This is a genomic window from Halorussus vallis (assembly GCF_024138165.1).
Lineage (GTDB): Archaea > Halobacteriota > Halobacteria > Halobacteriales > Haladaptataceae > Halorussus > Halorussus vallis.
Genome location: NZ_CP100000.1, coordinates 2,836,746 through 2,854,800 on the forward strand (window position 1 = coordinate 2,836,746; position 18,055 = coordinate 2,854,800).

The following is an 18,055-nucleotide window of genomic DNA, read 5'->3' on the forward strand; positions in this document are numbered from 1 at the left end:
GACGCCGCGTCTCGATTTCGCGACCCGGACTACTCCGTCTCGGTGCCGGACCGTCCCCTGCGGGCCGCGAAGAGGCCGAGGGCGACGCCGAGGCCGAAGACGACGAAGCGAGGCGGTCCTCGCCTTGCGGGTCGGTCGCGGTCGGGGTTCGGTTTCGTTCGAGCGCACTCTGCACGGGACTTCGATCGAATCGGACACGACTTCGGTGTCATCGACCTAGCGGAGGTGCCCCCGACCCCTCTAGATTCGCTCGAACATGTTGCACACCCGCCCAGTCGGTGTCTCGCGCCCGGACTACTCGGTCGACTCGGCGAAGAACTCCTTGACTATCGTCTCTTCGGCGCGGTGGAGGACGACGCTCACCGTCGACTTGCTGACGCCGAGTTCGTCCGCGAGGTCGGTGAGCGAACACCCTCTCGGGGTGTCGTAGTACCCGCCTTCGATGGCGGCCAGCACGAACTGACGCTGACGGTCGGTCAGGAGTTCGACCGGTTCGACCGACTGCCTGACCCACTCGACTTCGAACGCGAAGCTGCTGGATTCGAGTTCGTCACGGAACTCCGACAGCCGCTCGTGGGAGGTGGTGAGTTCGCAGACCATCCAGCCGTCCTCGACGGTGTAGGGGAACTGCGGCAGGTTCTTCGAGGCGAAGACGGCGTGGTACGGGGCCGGGACGAACGGCAGCTCGAACTGGAGCAATACCGTCTGCTCGTCGGCGTGCAACACCTCCGTGTAGAGGTCGACGGGGGCGTCGTCGAACAGGTGAACGACCGCCTGGGGGTCCGACGTGGTCGCCTGCAGTACGACGAGCAGTCCCCGCTCGGTCGGGAGGGCACTCAGGATCCGGAGGTTGTCGTCGGGATGGTTCCGCGAGTGCCGGAACGGACCGCCGGCCTGCGTCACCGGCGGTTTAAACTTCACTCTTGCCAAGGGCATATGTCTCCTAGGCGCGAGCCGCTCTTATCCGCTCGGCCGCGAACATGTTCGAGCGAATTTCAACGGTCTGGCCGCTCCGACTGCTTCCCGTGGATACGATGGACGACTCTCCCGCCGTTCGGTCCGACGAATCGTCGACGTCCGACGCGGTTCGACCGCCTGACCGCCGCGACGAGCCAGATGCGTCTCCGACGCTCTGGAGGATACGGGCGTTGCTGGCGGCGGAGGCCGCGTCGTTCTTCCTCGCCGCCGCGTTCCACGCGGGCGTGCTCGTCGGCGGATACGAACACGACGAAGCGATGCTCGCCGAGACGGTGATCGGCGCCGTGCTGGTAGGTGGCCTGGCGCTGACCTGGGCTCGCCCGCGCTCGACATTCTCGCTCGCCGCGGGCGTCCAGGCGCTCGCACTGGTCGGGACGCTCGCCGGTGTCGTGGCGATACTCGTCGGCGTCGGTCCTCGCACCGCCCCGGACGTCGCGTACCACGTCGTCGTCCTACTGGTTCTGACGGCCGGCCTCAGACTGGCGTGGAACGCACGCGGGAGCAAATCGACCTGAGAGGCGGTCGGGTGTCGTCGGACTCCGAGAACTCGACGCCCGCCGATGTCGGCCGTGACGATGGCGTCGACCACCGCACCGAACCCGGTAAATAGCTCAGCCATCGCCGCTGGTCGAAACGCCGGTTTCGGTCGAGAATCGGGCCACCACGTCGGACTCGCCCGGGAGACGAAACGCGCGCACGGCGGTGTCGAGAACGACGTGGAGCGACACGCCGGACCGAGAAGAGACGGACGACCGCTCGGGACCGAGAAAGCCGAACGACGCGCCCGAACCGCCGAGCGTCGGGCGACCGCGCCGGTGGGTGAACGACCGCTCAGACGGAGGAGAGACGCGCGATGTAGACCAGACTCAGCACGTGGTCGTCGGCGTCCAGGTCGGCGGGACCCGGCTGGTCGGGGTCGAAGCTCTCGACCTCAGAGAAGCCGCGCATGTACTCCCGGAGGCCCTGGCGAGTTCGCTCGGTGATCCAGCCGACCTCCTCGTAGTACGACAGCGCGTTGCCGGTCTTCTCGAAGCCCGCCTTGTTGATGAGGAAGTCGAGCCACTCGAAGACGACGACCTCCGTGCCGTAGCTGTCGGGTAGTCCGTCGAGATACGGCTTCTCGGGCAGGCCGCCCGAGGCGGCGAGTTGGGACTGGAGGCGGACCAGTTCGTCGCGCTGGGTGTGTCTCAGGACCTCCTGGGGCGACGCGGGGAGGTCGATTCCGTCCTCGAACTCCGCCGGCGTCTCCCGGTTCGGGTCGGCGATGCGGCGCAAATCTCGCAGGTCGTAGGTTCCGGGCTCGGTCGGCATGGCGGTCTCGTATTTCCGAGATGACTCAGACATCACATTTAAACTTTCGTGCCGACGGACGGAGGATTTCGCGCTCATCGCAACTCGCGCTGACCGCTGCTGTCTCGGGCGCCGAAGCACCGCACCGAGCGACGACTTGTTCGAAACGCCACACTGCTCGGTCGTTGACGCGTCCGTCGCGTCGAAGCACGACCGACGGTCCTCCGCGACGCCGGTCGAACGGTGCTCCGTGGACGATTCGACTCGACGCGACTCGAGAACGACTCTCGGGTTTCGAACGCGACTCGAAAAAACGGGCGGCGGTACTCGCCGGGCGGCCTACTTTCCGCGGCGACGCACCGCGGCCACGAGGCTGACGAGCGCGACGACCAGTCCGAGCGCGCCGGCGACCTTCCCCTTCGCGCCGCCGGACCCCGTGTCGAATTCGGTTTCGACCTCCGCCTCGAAGTCGGCTTCCTCGCCGAACTCGGGTCCGTCGCTCCCGCCGCTAGATTTGAGCTTCCAGACCAGCACGCCGACGCCGGCCAGCGCGATGAGCAGGCCGAGCAGTTTGCCCTTTCCGCCGCCGGAGCTGGATTTTCCGTCGCTGCGCTGCGTTCCGGTTCGAGTCTCGGCATCCGCGAACTGGTACTCCTCGACCAGCGCGGGTTTCTCGAGATTTATCTCTAGAATCGCCATCGTCGATAGTTCGACGGTCGGACGTGTATAGATTGCGGCCGGAACCGGGGGAGTGGCGACTGCGGGGCTCCCTATTCGCCGGCAACGAGAGTGGGGAAGAACGCCTCGAAAGCCCCCGCTCGGATGTCGGAGAAGCTGTCGGTGAGAACGCTTCGAAAGCCCCCGCCCGCTCGTCAGCAGTAATATCGAGGACAGTACCGACGGACAACGTGACCGCCTCGAAAGCCCCCGCCCGCTCGCGGTCGCTGGCCGGGATATTCGGGTCGGGCCTGCGGCCTTCCCCGAATAGTGGCCCGACCAGACGACCACGTCCTTCGGACGCGAGCGGGCGGCCCCTTTCAGTCCCGCCCTCGGTGGAAGGCGTCGCCGAGCGTTTTCGGCAGAAAACCCACCGGGCGCATTCGGCCGGCTGGTCGGTCTGCTATCGCCTCGCCGAAGGTCGAACTTCGCATCCGTCGTGGGAATCGCGCCGACGCGTCGGCGCGACCCCCGCGACTCCTTCCTTCCTTCCCGCCGCTGGCCCCAATCCTTTCCGCGTTGGCGGCCGAACTGCCGACGATGGCGGAGTGTCCCGTCTGCGGCATGGACGTGGAGACGACTAGCCCCGAGGAAACCGACTACCGCGACGAGAGCTTCTCGCCCGCGCAGGTCGAGTACGAGGGCGAAACCTACGAGTTCTGCGGCGAGGAACACCGCGAGGCGTTCGAGGCCGACCCCGACGAGTACGTCTGAATCGGGGTCGCCGCCCGCGCTACGCTCGCTCGTCCAACTCCGCCTTCGCCTGCCGGAACAGGCCGTCGAGAATCTCCGGCGTCGTCGGATGGTACGCCCGGTCGGGCACCTCGCGGACGTCCATCTCGTTCTCGACGATCACCTGCATCGTCTTGGCCATCGCATCGGCGTGGTAGTGCAGGCCCTGGTAGCCCAGCACCGTCCCGTCGTCGGCGTCGACCACCAGTTTCGCCAGCCCCTCGGGCACCGCCTTGGTGGTGAACACGCCGTCCTCGCCGGCCGGGCGCGTGACCGCGACGTAGTCGCGGTCCTCCGCCGCCACCGCCTCCTCCGAGACGCCGACCCGGGCGAAGGGGTAGACGCTCACCCCGGAGAAGACGACGTGGTGGTGGACGTTGCGGTACGGCCGGAGGTCCTCACCCTCGCGGTGGGCCAGCACGTTCTCGGCCGCCAGGGCCCCCTGTTCCTTGGCGACGTGCAGAATCGGCTCGTGACCGTTGGCGTCGCCGACGACGAAGACGCGGTCGTGGTCGCGGGCCTGCATCGTGTCCCGGACCCAGCCGTGACCTGGGTCGAGCGCCGTGTGCTCCAGTCCGATGTCGTCGACGGCGGGCCGCCGTCCCGTGAACAGGAACAGTTCGTCGGCCTCGACCGTCCAACTCTCTCCGTCGCGCTCGACGCGGAGGCCGACCCCGCCGTCGCCCCCGCCGAGCGGTTCGACCGACCGCTCGACGGTGTCGGTGAGGACGGTCACGCCGAACTCCTCCCGGTAGAGTTCCAGCAATCGCTTCCGGAACGGTTCGTCGGCCTCGTCCAGCGGGTAGTCGTCGTGTTCGATGACGGTGAGGTCCATCCCGGCGGCCTCGCTGAGGTACGGCACCAGTTCGAGGCCGACGTAGCCGAACCCCATCACGACGCCCGAGTCGGGGAACTCGGTCGCGTCGAGCACGTCGGCGCTGGTCGAGTAGTCGACCTCGTCGAGGCCGGGGAGGTCCGGGACGTTGACGGTCGACCCCGTGGCGACGACGACGTAGTCGGCCTCGATTTCCCGGTCGCCGACCGCGACGGTGCGGTCGTCGACGAACCGCGCCCGTCGGTGGACGAACTCGACGTTCTCGCGCGCCGCGAGGTCCCGGACCGCCGCCCGGCGGTGCTCGGCGAAGTTCTCGACGTGGCGCTCCTTGGTCGCGACGACTGCTTCCAGGTCGACCTCCGGCGCGCCCTCCAGGCGGTCGTCGTGACGCGCCTGGAAGCGGTGTTCGGCCGCCGACAGCACCTCCTTCGACGGCATGCACCCGCGGAGGATGCAGAGGCCGCCCCCAGGTTCGCCGTCGTCGATGAGCGTGAGTCTCACGTCCTCGGCGTCGGCCAGCGTCCGGGCGACCGCGACCCCGGCGCTCCCGTAGGCCCCGACGATGACGACGTGTGTGGTCATAGATACTCCATTACGGCGACGGCATTTATCGATTCGCCCCTCGCCACGAATCACGATGGGTAACGGAACAGTGACCGCCTCGAAAGCCCCCTTCCGACGGAAACGACAGCAACGGAGAACACCTCGAAAGCCCCCGCCCGCTCGCGGTCGCTCAGCGACATATCCGGCTCGCGCCTTCGGCGCTCGCCAGATAGGGGTCGCTGAGACGACTGAAGTGAACGCGAGCGGCCGGCCCCTTTCAGTCCCACCTGCCGGTTGATTCACCGAGCGCTTCCGTCGGAGGTGTCACCGAGCGCTTCCGGCGGCCGACCGACTCTCGGAGTCGGTCGGCCGGGGGAGTCGCCCAAAAAATTCGGATGCGAGGAACGTCGAAGACAGGGAGGAGAAGTTACCGCAGGCGGGTGAGCAGGACCGCCGCGACCAGCGCCGCGACCGAGGCGGTCACGCCGAATCCGGGGATGTTCCCGGTGTTCTCGTCGTCGTCGGTCAGCGTCGGGTCGCCCGACCCGCCGTCGGTGGTTCCGGCCCCGTTGCTGGAACCGTTCGTGGTCCCCGCCGCGGTCGTCTGCGGCGCGGGGTCGGCCTCCGACCGGAGCGAGACGGTGCGCTCGGAGAAGTGGTTCACCGCGACCAGCACGTCGGCGCTGGCGTTCGCGCTCGCGTCGCCCGACGACGACACCAGGTAGCGCGAGCGGTCGCTCCCGATGGCGCTCTCCAGTTGCGTGTAGGTCGCGGCCTTCACCGCGGCCTCGCCGTTGACCCGGACGTCGACGCCCTCGGTGGTGTTCAGCGCCTTCTCGGAGACGCTGGCGACGATGACGGTCCCCTCGTGGGTCGTCCGGTTCACCGCGAACGAGACGTTGCCTTCTGCGGTCTGCTTCGTCTGGATGGTCGTGTTCCGGCCGTAGCTCACGGTGTCGACGACCACTTCGCCGCTCTCGGCCATCACGTAGGCCTCGGCTCTCGCCTTGCCGTCGGCGATGAGTCGCTCCTGCTTCTCGTCGGCGTCGTCCTTGCCGTCCGGGTACGCCCGGAAGACGAGGCGGCCGTCTTGGCCGAGGCGAGCGCTGACGTTCCCGTCGTCGTTGACCGTGACGTTCCCCTGGCCGACGACGAGGAAGGTGCCCTCGGTACCGTTGGCGGTGGTGACCGACACCTGCGAGTCGCCCTCGGCGGTGGCGTTCGCGCCTGCCGAGAGGTTCGCGAGGACCACCTGGCCGCCGCGGTCGCCCTGGACGACGAGGACGCCGCGGGCGTTGTCGTGGGCGATCACTTCGGCGCCGCTCTCGGTCGCGATCTTCGCCTGCGTCTCGGACGTCGCGCCGATCTGGACGCCGCCCGCCTGGATGCTGGTCACGGCCGACAGCGAGGCGCCGGTCCCGCCGAGGAGGCCGCCGCCCTCGGCGGATTCGGCCGACCGGAGTTTCACGGAGTCGATCATCGTCTCGCCGTGGACCGCGTAGTCGGTCACGGCGTGCGCGGACGTGTCGAACGAGACGTGCGTTCCGGCGTACGCCGTTCCGGACGCCTGTCCGACCGCCGCGGGGGCGATGCCCGAAACCAGGACGAGCATCGCGAGGGAGATTGCGATTCGTCTCATGACGGTCGGGCGTGAGTCGTAACGCCGTAATACGTCTTCTGGCTTCGTCCCAAAAACGTGAACTAATTGAGGGGCTTCGACGGTCGAAAACGGAAGTCGATGCCCAGATCCGCCCATCGCGAGCGGGACCGGGACCTACCGCGAGATTTCGCCGCCCGCCTCGGAGACGACGCGCTCGACCTCCTCGGGGGTGACGACCGCCACGTCGCCCGGAATCGTCCGCTTGAGTGCCGCGGTCGCCGCGGCGTATTCGAGCGCGGCGGGGACGTCGTCGCCCGCGTGCCGCCGGACGAGGTAGGCCCCGACGAAGGCGTCGCCGGTGCCGATGGGGTCGAGCGTCTCGGTTTCGAACGCGCCCTGCTCGTAGGTTCGGCCGTCGTTGCGGGCCAGCGCTCCGTCCTCGCCCCGGGTGACGACGACCGTCTCGAAGTCGAACTCCTCGGCGAGTTCCGTCGCGATCTCCTCGGCGTCGCCCTCGCGCGCCAGCACCTCGCGGGCGTCGCGCTCGGCCGTGACCAGCACGTCGATGTCGGCGAACAGCGATTCGAGGACCTCGCGGGCCTCTTCGGGGCTCCAGAGCTTCGAGCGATAGTTCACGTCGAACGCGGTGGTCGTCCCGGCCTCCCGGGCCGCCGCCAGCAGGTCGGCCGTGGTCGCTTCGAGGGTGTCCGAGAGCGCGGGCGTGATGCCGCAGGTGTAGAAGAAGTCGGCGTCGCGGACGCGCTCGACCGGCAACTCGCCGAACTCGGCGGTCGTGACCGCCGCGCCGGTCCGGTCGTAGATGACGTTCGTCCCCCGCGGCGCGCCGCCGTGTTCGAGGTAGTAGGTGCCCTGGCGGCCCTCGTCGCTCCACACCACGTCGGTCGCGACGCCGTGGCGGCGCAGGCCCGCGACGACCCGCCGACCCAACGGCGAGTCCGGAAGCTTCGACAGCCACGTCGCGTCGGCGCCGAGTCTGGCGGCCGCGACCGCGACGTTGCTCTCCGCGCCCGCCGCCCGGAACTCCAGTTCGTCGGTCGTCTCCAGTCGCTCGCCGTTCGGCGGAGAGAGTCGGAGCATCGTCTCCCCGAACGTCACGATGTCGGTCATGTCTCGGGCGTCGCGCCCGCGGGCTATAATTTACTCGGTAGCGGATACTCGGCGGGTTCTGGATAAGGTAACGCCAAGAAAGGTGACCGCTTCAAAAGCCACCGGCCGGTGACTCGGTGACGATGCCAAGTCGAGCACGACTCCGAACGTCTCGAAAGCCCCCGCCCGCTCGCGGTCGCTCAGCGACATATCCGCGGCGCGGCTTCGCCGCGCCACGCATAGGGGTCGCTGAGACGACCACGCCCTTCGGGCGCGAGCGGCCGGCCCCTTTCAGTCCCACCAGCGGTGGACTGTCTGGCTGAGCGCTTCCGGCGGTTTGGTCCGTCGAGCGTTCCCGGTAGTTCGTGTTACCGAGCGCACCCGTCCGGAAAACGCAATCGCATCAGGGCGACGGTTTTTGTCTCCCGCGGCGTTACTCCTCGGTATGGACGAACTCGACGATGCGGCCCGGGCGCTCCGCGAGGCGGACGCTGCGGCCGCGCTCACCGGGGCCGGCGTGAGCGTCCCGTCCGGAATCCCGCCGTTCCGCGGCGAAAACGGCGTCTGGAACGAGTACGACCCCGACGCTTTCGACGTGCGCCGACTCCGCGCCGAACCCGGACCGTTCTGGGAGGACTGGCTGGAACTTCGGGCCGACCTGCTCGACGCCGACGTCGCGCCGAACGCCGCCCACGACGCGCTCGCGTCGCTCGCGCGGTCCGGCCACCTCGACGCCGTCATCACCCAGAACATCGACGGCCTCCACGGCGACGCCGACACCGGGGACGTCGTGGAACTCCACGGAAACGGGACCCGGGCGTCCTGCCGGCGGTGCGACCGAACGGTGCCGGCCGAGGCGGTCCGGAATCGGGCGCAGGACGGCGAACTCCCGCCGCTGTGTTCGGAGTGCGGCGGCGTCCTCGAACCCGACGCCGTGCTGTTCGGCGAGCGCCTCCCGGTGGCCGAACTCTCTCGGGCGGAGGACCTCGCGGAGGAGAGCGACGTCTTCCTGGTCGCGGGGTCGTCGCTCACGGTCCAACCCGCCGCGTCGCTTCCGGCGCGCGCGGCCCGCACCGGCGCGACGGTGATACTGGTGAACCTCGACGAGACGCCCCACGACTCGCGGGCCGACTACGTCTTCCGCGAGGACGTCACCGAGGTACTGCCGGCGCTCGAAGCCGCGGTGATGGGGTAGAATAGGGTCGCTATTCCTCGGCGCGCCGTCCGGCGTGACCCGGGTAGTCGCGCTCGAAGCGGTCCTCTATCTCGCGCTCGCCGAACTCCACCAGCACGGGCCGGCCGTGGGGGCAGGCGTAGGGGTTCTCGCAGTCGTCGAGCGCCGCGAGCAGTTCGACCACCGACCCCTCCCGGAGCGACGTGTTGCCCGTGATGGAGGGGTAGCACGCGAGGTCGGCCAGCAGGTCGTCGGCCACCGCCTCGACCGTCCCGCCGCGTGAGTCGGGGTCGGTCGAGACGAACTCGCCCAGTGCGTCCCGGAGCAGTTCGGGGTCGAGCGTCGCGTCGAGCACTGTCGGAACGGTCCGGACCGTCACTTCGCGTTGTCCGGCCCGCTCCGCCCTGAATCCCAGCGTCTCGAGCGCCTCGCGGTACTCGTCGAAGACGGCCGCCTCGCCCGCGGTGAGTTCGAGGTCGACCGGTTGGGCGAGCATCTGGGTGGTCGTGTCGTCGGCGAACGCCGCCGCGAGTCGCTCGTAGTTGACCCGCTCGTCGGCGGCGTGCTGGTCGACCAGCACGAGGCCGTCGGGCGTCTCGGCGACCAAGTAGGTGTCGCGCAACTGCCCGAGGATGCGCATCCGGGGGAGCGTCTCGAACTCGGGGGTTTCGGTCGCCTCGCCGGAGAGCGTCGCGGTTTCGGTCGGCGCGTCGAACTTCCGGGCCGTGTCGGCGCCGGTCGCCGAATCCCGCTCCGAAGTGTCGGCCGCGGGTTCGTCGGTTCCCGCCGCCGCCGAGGCGGCGTCGTGATCGCGCTCCGTCGCCGCCTCGGCGTCCGCGGTTCGAGTCGTCGACTCGCGTCCGTCCTTCACCTTCGGGCGATTCGCCGAGGTCGTCGTCGACTCGCGGTCGGTTTCCGTCTGCGGGGTTCTCGCGTTTGCAGTCGTCGTCCGTGACGGGGTGCTCGTCGCTCGCGACCCGGTGGTCGTCGCCTCGGTACTCGCCGCCTCTCCACTCGTCTCGGCGTCGCTCACCGCGGTTTCGTCTCCCGCTGCGGCGGCACCCTCGTTCGCGTCGAGCGTCGACTGCTCGCTCCGGTCGGGGGCGTCCGCGTCCGGCGTCAACTCGGTCTGCTCGCTCGCGTCCGGGCCGTCCGAATCGCGCGCGCCGACGTCCGACGCCGGTTCCACGCGCGCCTCGTCGGGCGCGGAGCGCCCGCGAGGCGCGCTCGAGCGCACGAGGCCGTGGTCGAGCAGCGCATCCGAGACGGCGGTTTCAACCGCCTCGCGGACCGCCGACTCGTCGCCGAACCGGACCTCCATCTTTCTGGGGTGGACGTTGACGTCGACCGAACCGGCCGGCACGTCGACGAACAGCACCGCGAAGGGGTAGCGTTCGGTCGATAGCTGGCCGCCGTAGGCGTCGAGCAGCGCCTCCCGGAGCGCGGCCGAGCGCACGTACCGGCCGTTGACGTAGGTCGAGACGTATTCGTGGCTGGCCCGGGTCGTCTCAGGGTCGCTGACGTGGCCCGTGACGCCGATTTCGCCCCCGGACGCGCCTCCCTCCACTTCGATCATCGACGTCGCCACCTCGCGGCCGTACACCGACAGCATCGCCGCTCGGAGGTCGCCCCGGCCGTCGGTGGCGAACACCTCTCGGTCGTCGTGGGTCAGCGACACCGCCACGTCGGGGTTGGCCAGCGCGTAGCGCGTCACGGCCGCGTTGACGCGCGAGAACTCGGTCGCGGTCGTCTTGAGGTACTTCCGGCGCGCGGGGGTGTTGTAGAAGAGGTCCGCGACCTCGACCGTCGTGCCGGCCGGTCGGCCCGCCGGGCCGACCGACGCGACCTCGCCGCCTTCGAGGCGGAGTTCGGTCGCGCGGTCGTCGGCTCCCCCGTTCCCGTCTGCGTCTCGGGGCTTCGTGGTGACCGTGGTCCGGGAGACGGCGCCGATGGTGTGGAGCGCCTCGCCCCGGAAGCCGAGCGTGGCGACGCCGGCTTCGAGGTCGTCGACGTCGGCTATCTTGGACGTGGTGTGTTCGCGCACCGCGGCCCGGACGTCGGCCTCGCTCATCCCGACGCCGTCGTCGCTCACGGCGATTCGCTCGGTGCCGCCCGCCTCGACGGCCACGTCGATGCGGTCGGCGTCGGCGTCGAGGCTGTTCTCGACCAGTTCCTTCACGACCGAGGCGGGCCGCTCGACGACCTCGCCCGCGGCTATCTTGCGCACGGTGTCGTCGTCGAGTTTCGTGATTCGGTCGCTCTCGGTCGTCATCGACAGCACGCCCCCTCGGGTGACCGCCTGCTCATGGAACCACCCACGAAACAGGTGTCCATCAATCCACCGTTGGCGCCGGGTCGGGAGAGAACGAGACGCGACCGGCCTACAGCAGGTCGCGCTTCCGGAAGTAGAGCAGACCGGCCAGCGGCGCGAGCGCGGTCCACACCAGTAGCACGACGGCCGCGAACGGGTAGCCGAGCGCCACCGACGAAATCGGTTCGTAGGGCGTCGAGATGAGCGGGTGGCCGCCGCCGACGTCCGCGAACAGCGTCGTAAGCTTCACGTAGGCGTTGATGGGGTTGATCCGACCGATCCAGTAGTACCACTCCGGCCGGGAGAACCGGTCCCGGACGCCCTGCAAGAGCACGAACTGGAGGCCGGGCCAGCCGACCCTGAGCGCGACGAACGCCGCGAGGGCGACCGCGACCGCCCGGTTGGAGGTGTCGGAGTACGCCGACGCCGAGAGGCCGATGCCGACGAACAACAGCGCGTAAGGAATCGAGACGAGCGTCAGCCCCATCATCCCGAGGAACGAGCCGTCCCGGAAGGTGGCCGCGACGATGACGCCCGTGAGCGCCAGACAGACGACCAGCGGGACGACCACGATGGTCGCCCGCGAGCGGTACTTACCGAGGTAGGCGTCGTCCCGGGAGTTCGGCAGGCCGAGCAGGAACCGGACGCTCCCCGTCTCGGACTCGCCGACCAGCGCGGCGTAGCTTCCGACCAGACAGACCAGCGGGAGCAGGAACGACAGCGCCGACCCGACGGTGACCACCGCCAGCGCCATCGGCGGCCGGTAGCGCGCCGACTGGGGGTCGGACAGCGCGAGCGTCAGCGCGACCGCGAGCACGGTGAACGCCACGACCACGCCGGCGATCTGCTTCGGGTTGCCCAGGAAGACGAGCGCGACGATGGCGCCCACGGTGAGCAGCGCGCCGACGCCCGCGAGCGCCGTCACGTCCGACGAGAGCGCGAACAGGCCCGCCGCGACCACGGTGGCGAGCGCGACGATGGCGCTGACCGCGGTTCCGGTCCGCGAGCGGTAGACGCTCCGGAGGTCCCGGCGGAACACGTCGGTTCGGCTCACGCCCGACCCTCCGTGTACTTCGAGAAGACGTCCGACAGCGAGGCGTCGCGGACCTCGAAGTTATCGAACACGCCCGCCTCGGCCACCGCGTTCAGCGCCCGGAGCTTCGTCTCGCCGTCGCCGTCGCAGGCGATTTCGATCTGGCCGTGACGCGGCGTGACCTCGCGGACGCCGTCCAGTTCGCGCAGGTCCGCCAGCAGTGGGTCCGAGACCGCCGACACCCACACCGAGAGCGTCGTGCCCGCGCCGAGTTCCCGGCGGAGTTCCTCGACGCCGCCGACCGCCGCCAGCGACCCGTCGAGCAAAATGCCGATGCGGTCGGCGACCGCGTCGACCTGTTCGAGGATGTGGCTGGAGAAGAAGACGGTCGCGCCGCGGTCGGCCTCCGACTGGACGACCTCCCGGAGGGTCCTGGCCCCGTTGGGGTCGAGGCCGGTCGAGGGTTCGTCGAAGACGAGCAGGTCGGGGTCGCCGACCAGCGCCACCGCCAGCGCCATCCGCTGACGCATCCCCTTCGAGTAGCCGCCGGCGCGGCGGTGGGCCGCGTCGGACAGGCCGACGCGTTCGAGGAGTTCGTCGGGGTCGTCGTCGGCGTCCTTCGTGGCGATGGCGTGCTCGACGTGCTCGCGGCCGGTGAGTCGGGGGTACGCGCCGTACCCCTCCAGCAGGAGGCCGGCCCGTCGCCGGATGGCGACCGAGTCGCGGTGGGCGTCGTGACCGAACACGGAGACCGACCCGGCGGTCGGTTTCGTGAAGTCGAGCATCGCGTTGATGGTCGTGGACTTGCCCGCGCCGTTCGGGCCAAGGAAGCCGAACACCTCGCCCTCCTCGACCGAGAGCGAGAGGCCGTCGACGGCCGTGACGCCCTCGAACCGTTTGGTGAGGTTATCTATCTCTATTACTGACATTGGGGGACCGTGGTGCAACCCCGGAACGGTGACGGAATAAGTCTTCTCACCCGTCTGTCGCGTCCGACGGCGGCGACTTCGCGTCCGGCCGGGCCGCCGCGGCGCGCCGCGGCGGCCCGGTCGATTTCGTCCCGAAAAGAGTTCGAACTACTCGCCGCCGCGGACCGACTTCAGCGACGCGAAGAAGCCGAAGTAGGCGACGACGCCGCCGAACAGCGCGAGGTGGATCGCCCACGTCGGCGCGCCGAGGAACTCGAACAGCGCCGAGACGACCGCGACCCAGACGACCGCGAACGCGAGGTCGACGGCCATGCCCGACCGGTGTTCGTCGACGTGGTTCCGAATCGCGGCGATGACGTTCACGTCCATCGTTCAGTCGTCGGCCTGCGGTTCGCCGCCGTCGGTGCTGACCGCCGTGCCGTCGGTGGCGACGACGTCCTCGGCGGCCTGCTGCTGGGCCATCGGTTCGGGGCTGTGACACTGCCGGACGATGCGCTTGATGCGCTCGTCGGGTTCGTCGGTGACCAGCGAGACGCCGATGGTGACCGCGAACACGACCGGAACCGCGACCAGCGCCGACCCGATGGCGGGCAGCCACTGGGCGAGCGCCGCCGAGTAGGGCTCGCCGTTGCCGATGTACGTCGGCAGGACCTCGTTTATCATCGGAATGAGCCAGATGACCAGTCCGGTCGTCATGCCGGCCAGCGCGCCCTGGCGGTTGGTGTTCTCCCACCAGAGGCCGAGGAAGAACATCGGGAACAGCACCGCACCGGCCAGCGAGAACGCGTAGGAGACCAGCGCGGCGATGGGCGCCGCCGGGTTGAGCGCCGCGAGGGTGGTGATGACCCCGAGCGCGACGATGCTCCCGCGGCCGACCAGCACCTGCTGGCGCTGGGTCGCGTCCTCGTTGATGATGTTGGCGTAGATGTCGTGGGAGATGGCCGACGACCCGGCGATGAACAGGCCGGCGGTGGTCGCGATGGCCGCGGCGATGCCGCCCGCGGCGACGAAGCCAACGAACCACTGGGGCATCCCCGCCAGTTGGGTCGCGAGCACGACGATGACGTCGCCCGCCGCGCTCGTCATGCCGGGGTCGCCGTACACCGGCCCGATGTTCTTCGCGTAGAGGTCGGTGCCGAACGCCGCGAACGCGGGCGCGGAGAGGTACAGCAGGCAGATGAAGAACAGGCCCCAGACGGTCGACCAGCGGGCGGTCCGCTCGCTCTCGACCGTGTAGAACCGCACCAGCACGTGGGGGAGTCCGCAGGTCCCGACGACCAGCGAGAACGCCGTCGCGATCCAGAGGTAGTAGCTACCGCCGACGAACGGTTCGCTGAACTCCGACCCGAGCGTGCTGATCATCGTGCCGTACTCGATCTGCGGGAGTATCGTCGAGTACCCCTGCGAGAGGCCGACCGCGTAGAGGCCGGCGAGGAACGCGACGATGAGGATGACGTACTGGACGGCCATGTTCTTGGTCGCGCCCAGCATCCCGGAGAGGGTGAGATAGCCCACCGTTATCGTCATCATCAGGATGACCATCGACTGATAGCCGCTCATCCCGGGGATGCCGATGTCGCCGAAGATGTACAGGCCGACCAGCCCCATGCCGCGGGCCTGGCCGATGGCGTAGACGAACCCGATGAGGAACGTCGTGATGGCCGCGATGGCCCGGGCGCTGTCGGAGTCGTACCGGTCGCCGACGAAGTCGGGCGCGGTGTACTTGCCGAACCGCCGCATCTGGGCGGCCAGGAAGATGAGCAGGATGAAGTAGCCCGTCGACCAGCCGACGACGAACGCTAGGCCGTAGAACCCCGAGAGCGCGATGAGCGCCGCCATCCCGAGGTAGGAGGCCGCGGACATCCAGTTGGCCCCGATGGCCAGGCCGTTCTCGACGTTCCCGATGGAGCGGCCGGCGACCCACATGCCCTCGGTGTCGGCGACCTTGAACACGAAGCCGATGACGAGGAACAGCAGCAGCATCGCCGAGACGAGGATGGCCGGCAGGAGCTTGAACGAGACGTTCAGCCCCTCCGGCAGGAGGCCGGCCTGGAGTACGACCGCGCTCGCCGCGCCGGTCGTCATTCGCGCACACCTCCGTCGGTCGCGGCGGCGTCCTCGCCGCCGCCCGCGCCGGCGGTCGTCCCGGCGGCGTGGTCGATGCCGTACTTCTCGTCGAGGCGGTCGCGCTTGCGGGCGTACCACACCGACAGGAGCAACGCGCCGGCCGGCGCGCCGATGCCGACCAGGAAGTAGTGCAGCGGGAAGCCGATGACCGGCATCTCGGACGTCATGACCGCCGGCGCGAGCGCCGTCAGCGTCACCGGTCCGAAGACGATGACCGCCCAGACCGCGAAGCTAGTCCAGATGAGTCGGAGGTGGTCGCGCATGAACGGCGTGCTCGGGTTGAGCAGGTTGACCTCCTCTTCGAGGTAGTCGGCGTCGCGGTGGTCGCGCGCCGTCGCGACCCCCGCGCCGTCCGTCTCGATTCGAGCGTTGTCGGTCGGTTCGTGCGAGTCGTTATCTGTCATGAATGGGTGTCGTGGTTCGTGCGGGTTTCGTCGTTCGCGTGAGTGTCGTCGTTCGTCGCGGTTCGCGAGAATCCGCGGGCGGCGGGGAGGTCGCCGCGTCGGCGACCTCCCCGCCGCGAATCGCCCTGGCTCACCGAGTCGGACGTTCGGGACGCCGGTCCGGACCCTCGGCGCGCCGCGCCGAGGGTCCGGGTCCCGCGCCCCGACTATCCTCTTTCTTCATGAGCTATGTTCACAACCGTCGATTCACCACATAAAGGATGGAACTAACTATGCTACGCCCCGCTAATCACCGGCAAGCACACCGACACGCCGGGGATTCGGTCCGCCGGTCGTCGGCCCGGCGCGCGCCGGGCCGACGACCGCCCGCAATTCTTGCGACCGTGGGTAAACAGCTAGTGTCCCCCGGCCGCGTCGGACGCGTCGGCGTCGTCGAACACCGCGTCGAGCACCTTCTGTTCGGCCTTCCGGAGGTGGTTGTGGAGCGTCGGCGACGAGACGTCCATCGAAGCCGCGAGTTCCTCGGCCGTGCTCCCGCGGGGCCACTCGAAGTAGCCCGCGAGGTAGGCGGCCCGGAGCACCGTCCGCTGGCGCTCGGTCAGGCTGTCGCGGGCCGTCCGCCGGACGCTGGCCGCGCTCGGAACCGGCGTCTCGATCTCGCGCTTCGAGCGCAGGCGGGTTTCGGGGAATCGGTCCTCGACGGCCTCGACGACCCGCCGGACGTCGACGCGCCGGGAGAAGACGCCGGTGACGTCGGCGACGCCGTCCTCGGCCGACAACCCGCGGACCGTCCCGCCGCGCTCGACCACGACCGTCGCGATCGACTCGCCCGAGACGGCGAACTCGAACAGCGCGTCGTCGCCGTAGTCGCGGACGAGGCGGGCGTCGTCGACCGGACCGGCGGCGCTCACTCGTTCGAGAACGTCGCTCACGGCGGACCCCCGGGCCGTCACGAAGTACAGTAGCGAGTGGTCCTCCACCGGGACGACTCCTTCGAGTTCGAACGCACAGCCGAGGTCGGCCGAGGCGGCCGCGAGGAACGCGCCCTCGTCGGCGGTCCGGAGCGAGAGTTCCACGCCGGTGTCCGAGAGCAGCAGGCGCTTCCGCTCGATGGCCGTGAGCGTCCGGCCTACGCGCCGACCGGCGTCGGCGAGCAACGCCCGGTCGCCGGCCGCGAACGCGTCGGCGGCGACGCAGAGCAGACCTCGGGCGGCGTCGCTCGACCGGAGCGGCGCGACGGCGAACGGACAGCCAGCTAGCGGTCCGGCGACGCGAATCTCGTCCACCACGGTCACGGCCGACTGGCCGCCGTCGTCGGACGACGGTGGCCAGTCGGCCGCGCTCGCGGCGTCTGCGACCGCGGCCGCAACGGCCTCGTCGGTCCCCGGCGGTGCGGTGCTGGCTCGGACTTCGCCGCGTTCGTCGCAGACCCAGACGCCGCGGTAGACATCGGCGAGGCGCTCGCAGGCGGCTTCCTCGGCCTCCTCGGTCGTCGATGCGCCGGCGAGCGCCTCGCCGAGCGACGTCAGGCACGCGAATCGGTCGTCGCTCCGCGCGTCGACCGGTCGAAACGGCCGGCGGCTGGAATCGCGGCCGGCCGGGCCGGGCGGACTGCCCGGTCGCGGTTTCCGCGACTCGTCGGCGAAGGCGGCGACGACTTCGTCCGCGGTCGGCGCGTCGAGGTACGGCGAGAGGCTCTCAAGGCTCGCCCACCCGCCGACGGCCCGGACCACCCGCGGGTCGACCGACTCCTCGCGGAGGAGTCGGTGCGCGAAGTGCTGGCGGAGGTCGCGACACGTCACGTCGCGGAGGTCGTCCGTCCGGTCGGCGACGTCGGCGACCAGCATCTGGACCCGGCGGGCCGAGACGTCGACGACGGGTTCGCGGGCGTCCACGTCGTTGGCGTTGGCGTACTTCCGGAGGTCGTGGGCGACCTCGTGCGGGACGTAGGCCGTCCGGGACTCGCCGTCGCCCTCGGGCACGTCGAGGAGGAAGTGCGTCTCGCCGTCGCGGCCGCGGCCGTACTCGCGGAGGTCGACGGGCCGGACGCGGGTGAGTTCCGAGGGCCGGAGGCCGACCTGCCCCGCCAGCGCCACCACGAGGTCCTCGCGGTAGGTGTCGGTCCGCCGACGCAGGCGCTCGTACTGAGCCGTCGTCAGGTAGTCGGCGTCACCCGCCATCTCGTTTCGCCTTTCTTCGAGAACACGAATAAAACTTCCCCGGCCGCGCGGCGACGGGCGTTCCCGGCCGCCATCGGCGGGAGAGACGCGCTCGG

16 protein-coding genes are annotated in these 18,055 nt (G+C 69.7%); 3 read left to right on the forward strand and 13 right to left on the reverse strand.

What is annotated here, in order from left to right; translation table 11 throughout:
* Nucleotides 1-294: 294 nt before the first annotated feature.
* Nucleotides 295-903 (reverse strand): helix-turn-helix domain-containing protein, encoded by a 609-nt coding sequence (locus NGM07_RS25420; protein ID WP_303657238.1) that lies wholly within the window; start codon nucleotides 901-903, stop codon nucleotides 295-297.
* Nucleotides 904-1,034: 131 nt separating this feature from the next.
* Between NGM07_RS25420 and NGM07_RS14350 the strand changes: the two genes are divergently transcribed.
* Complete coding sequence (locus tag NGM07_RS14350; protein ID WP_253512761.1) at nucleotides 1,035-1,493, forward strand: hypothetical protein; 459 nt, start codon at nucleotides 1,035-1,037, stop codon at nucleotides 1,491-1,493.
* A 316-nt stretch (nucleotides 1,494-1,809) separates the two neighbouring features.
* On the opposite strand, the gene NGM07_RS14355 is transcribed toward NGM07_RS14350, so the two are convergent.
* Complete coding sequence (locus tag NGM07_RS14355; RefSeq protein ID WP_253512763.1) at nucleotides 1,810-2,289, reverse strand: FlaD/FlaE family flagellar protein; 480 nt, start codon at nucleotides 2,287-2,289, stop codon at nucleotides 1,810-1,812.
* Nucleotides 2,290-2,607: 318 nt separating this feature from the next.
* Nucleotides 2,608-2,967: a hypothetical protein gene (locus NGM07_RS14360; protein WP_253512765.1), complete on the reverse strand. Its 360-nt coding sequence runs from the start codon at nucleotides 2,965-2,967 to the stop codon at nucleotides 2,608-2,610.
* Nucleotides 2,968-3,525: 558 nt separating this feature from the next.
* On the opposite strand from NGM07_RS14360, the gene NGM07_RS14365 reads away from it, so the two are divergent.
* Nucleotides 3,526-3,699: a YHS domain-containing protein gene (locus NGM07_RS14365; protein WP_253512767.1), complete on the forward strand. Its 174-nt coding sequence runs from the start codon at nucleotides 3,526-3,528 to the stop codon at nucleotides 3,697-3,699.
* Between the two features lie 19 nt (nucleotides 3,700-3,718).
* Here NGM07_RS14365 and NGM07_RS14370 read toward each other — a convergent pair whose 3' ends face one another.
* From NGM07_RS14370 to kdgK1, 3 genes are all read right to left on the reverse strand, one after another.
* On the reverse strand, nucleotides 3,719-5,134 hold the full coding sequence (locus NGM07_RS14370; protein WP_253512769.1) for a dihydrolipoyl dehydrogenase family protein: 1,416 nt from the start codon (nucleotides 5,132-5,134) through the stop codon (nucleotides 3,719-3,721).
* Between the two features lie 388 nt (nucleotides 5,135-5,522).
* Nucleotides 5,523-6,734, reverse strand: coding sequence for a hypothetical protein (locus NGM07_RS14375; RefSeq protein ID WP_253512770.1), 1,212 nt, complete (start codon nucleotides 6,732-6,734; stop codon nucleotides 5,523-5,525).
* Between the two features lie 135 nt (nucleotides 6,735-6,869).
* A complete protein-coding gene (kdgK1, locus tag NGM07_RS14380) occupies nucleotides 6,870-7,823 on the reverse strand; it encodes a bifunctional 2-dehydro-3-deoxygluconokinase/2-dehydro-3-deoxygalactonokinase (RefSeq protein WP_253512772.1) in 954 nt (317 codons plus the stop codon).
* A gap of 424 nt (nucleotides 7,824-8,247) precedes the next feature.
* Between kdgK1 and NGM07_RS14385 the strand changes: the two genes are divergently transcribed.
* The gene (locus tag NGM07_RS14385) at nucleotides 8,248-8,997 is read left to right on the forward strand and encodes an SIR2 family NAD-dependent protein deacylase (protein WP_253512774.1); all 750 of its coding nucleotides are present in this window, start codon (nucleotides 8,248-8,250) and stop codon (nucleotides 8,995-8,997) included.
* A gap of 10 nt (nucleotides 8,998-9,007) precedes the next feature.
* On the opposite strand, the gene mutL is transcribed toward NGM07_RS14385, so the two are convergent.
* The 7 genes from mutL to NGM07_RS14420 all read right to left on the reverse strand — a co-directional run bounded on the left by mutL (nucleotide 9,008) and on the right by NGM07_RS14420 (nucleotide 17,960).
* Nucleotides 9,008-11,248: a DNA mismatch repair endonuclease MutL gene (mutL, locus tag NGM07_RS14390; protein WP_253512776.1), complete on the reverse strand. Its 2,241-nt coding sequence runs from the start codon at nucleotides 11,246-11,248 to the stop codon at nucleotides 9,008-9,010.
* Between the two features lie 109 nt (nucleotides 11,249-11,357).
* On the reverse strand, nucleotides 11,358-12,341 hold the full coding sequence (locus tag NGM07_RS14395) for an ABC transporter permease subunit (protein ID WP_253512778.1): 984 nt from the start codon (nucleotides 12,339-12,341) through the stop codon (nucleotides 11,358-11,360).
* The gene (locus tag NGM07_RS14400; protein WP_253512780.1) at nucleotides 12,338-13,249 is read right to left on the reverse strand and encodes an ABC transporter ATP-binding protein; all 912 of its coding nucleotides are present in this window, start codon (nucleotides 13,247-13,249) and stop codon (nucleotides 12,338-12,340) included. Before NGM07_RS14400 ends, NGM07_RS14395 begins: the two co-directional genes overlap by 4 nt.
* Nucleotides 13,250-13,396: 147 nt before the next feature.
* On the reverse strand, nucleotides 13,397-13,612 hold the full coding sequence (locus NGM07_RS14405) for a DUF8119 family protein (protein WP_253520213.1): 216 nt from the start codon (nucleotides 13,610-13,612) through the stop codon (nucleotides 13,397-13,399).
* Nucleotides 13,613-13,621: 9 nt separating this feature from the next.
* Nucleotides 13,622-15,334 (reverse strand): sodium:solute symporter family transporter, encoded by a 1,713-nt coding sequence (locus NGM07_RS14410; RefSeq protein ID WP_253512782.1) that lies wholly within the window; start codon nucleotides 15,332-15,334, stop codon nucleotides 13,622-13,624.
* Nucleotides 15,331-15,780: a DUF4212 domain-containing protein gene (locus tag NGM07_RS14415; protein WP_253512784.1), complete on the reverse strand. Its 450-nt coding sequence runs from the start codon at nucleotides 15,778-15,780 to the stop codon at nucleotides 15,331-15,333. Before NGM07_RS14415 ends, NGM07_RS14410 begins: the two co-directional genes overlap by 4 nt.
* Nucleotides 15,781-16,175: 395 nt before the next feature.
* On the reverse strand, nucleotides 16,176-17,960 hold the full coding sequence (locus NGM07_RS14420; protein ID WP_253512786.1) for a bacterio-opsin activator domain-containing protein: 1,785 nt from the start codon (nucleotides 17,958-17,960) through the stop codon (nucleotides 16,176-16,178).
* Between the last annotated feature and the right edge of the window lie 95 nt (nucleotides 17,961-18,055).

Excerpts from the sequence above, each read along its gene's own strand:
- NGM07_RS14400 (WP_253512780.1), bottom strand. The coding sequence starts at position 13,249 with ATGTCAGTAATAGAGATAGATAACCTCACCAAACGGTTCGAGGGCGTC.
- NGM07_RS14385 (WP_253512774.1), top strand. The coding sequence starts at position 8,248 with ATGGACGAACTCGACGATGCGGCCCGGGCGCTCCGCGAGGCGGACGCT.
- NGM07_RS14375 (WP_253512770.1), bottom strand. The coding sequence starts at position 6,734 with ATGAGACGAATCGCAATCTCCCTCGCGATGCTCGTCCTGGTTTCGGGC.
- NGM07_RS14415 (WP_253512784.1), bottom strand. The coding sequence starts at position 15,780 with ATGACAGATAACGACTCGCACGAACCGACCGACAACGCTCGAATCGAG.
- kdgK1 (WP_253512772.1), bottom strand. The coding sequence starts at position 7,823 with ATGACCGACATCGTGACGTTCGGGGAGACGATGCTCCGACTCTCTCCG.
- NGM07_RS14365 (WP_253512767.1), top strand. The coding sequence starts at position 3,526 with ATGGCGGAGTGTCCCGTCTGCGGCATGGACGTGGAGACGACTAGCCCC.
- NGM07_RS14355 (WP_253512763.1), bottom strand. The coding sequence starts at position 2,289 with ATGCCGACCGAGCCCGGAACCTACGACCTGCGAGATTTGCGCCGCATC.
- NGM07_RS14350 (WP_253512761.1), top strand. The coding sequence starts at position 1,035 with ATGGACGACTCTCCCGCCGTTCGGTCCGACGAATCGTCGACGTCCGAC.
- NGM07_RS14410 (WP_253512782.1), bottom strand. The coding sequence starts at position 15,334 with ATGACGACCGGCGCGGCGAGCGCGGTCGTACTCCAGGCCGGCCTCCTG.
- NGM07_RS14420 (WP_253512786.1), bottom strand. The coding sequence starts at position 17,960 with ATGGCGGGTGACGCCGACTACCTGACGACGGCTCAGTACGAGCGCCTG.
- NGM07_RS14370 (WP_253512769.1), bottom strand. The coding sequence starts at position 5,134 with ATGACCACACACGTCGTCATCGTCGGGGCCTACGGGAGCGCCGGGGTC.
- NGM07_RS14360 (WP_253512765.1), bottom strand. The coding sequence starts at position 2,967 with ATGGCGATTCTAGAGATAAATCTCGAGAAACCCGCGCTGGTCGAGGAG.
- mutL (WP_253512776.1), bottom strand. The coding sequence starts at position 11,248 with ATGACGACCGAGAGCGACCGAATCACGAAACTCGACGACGACACCGTG.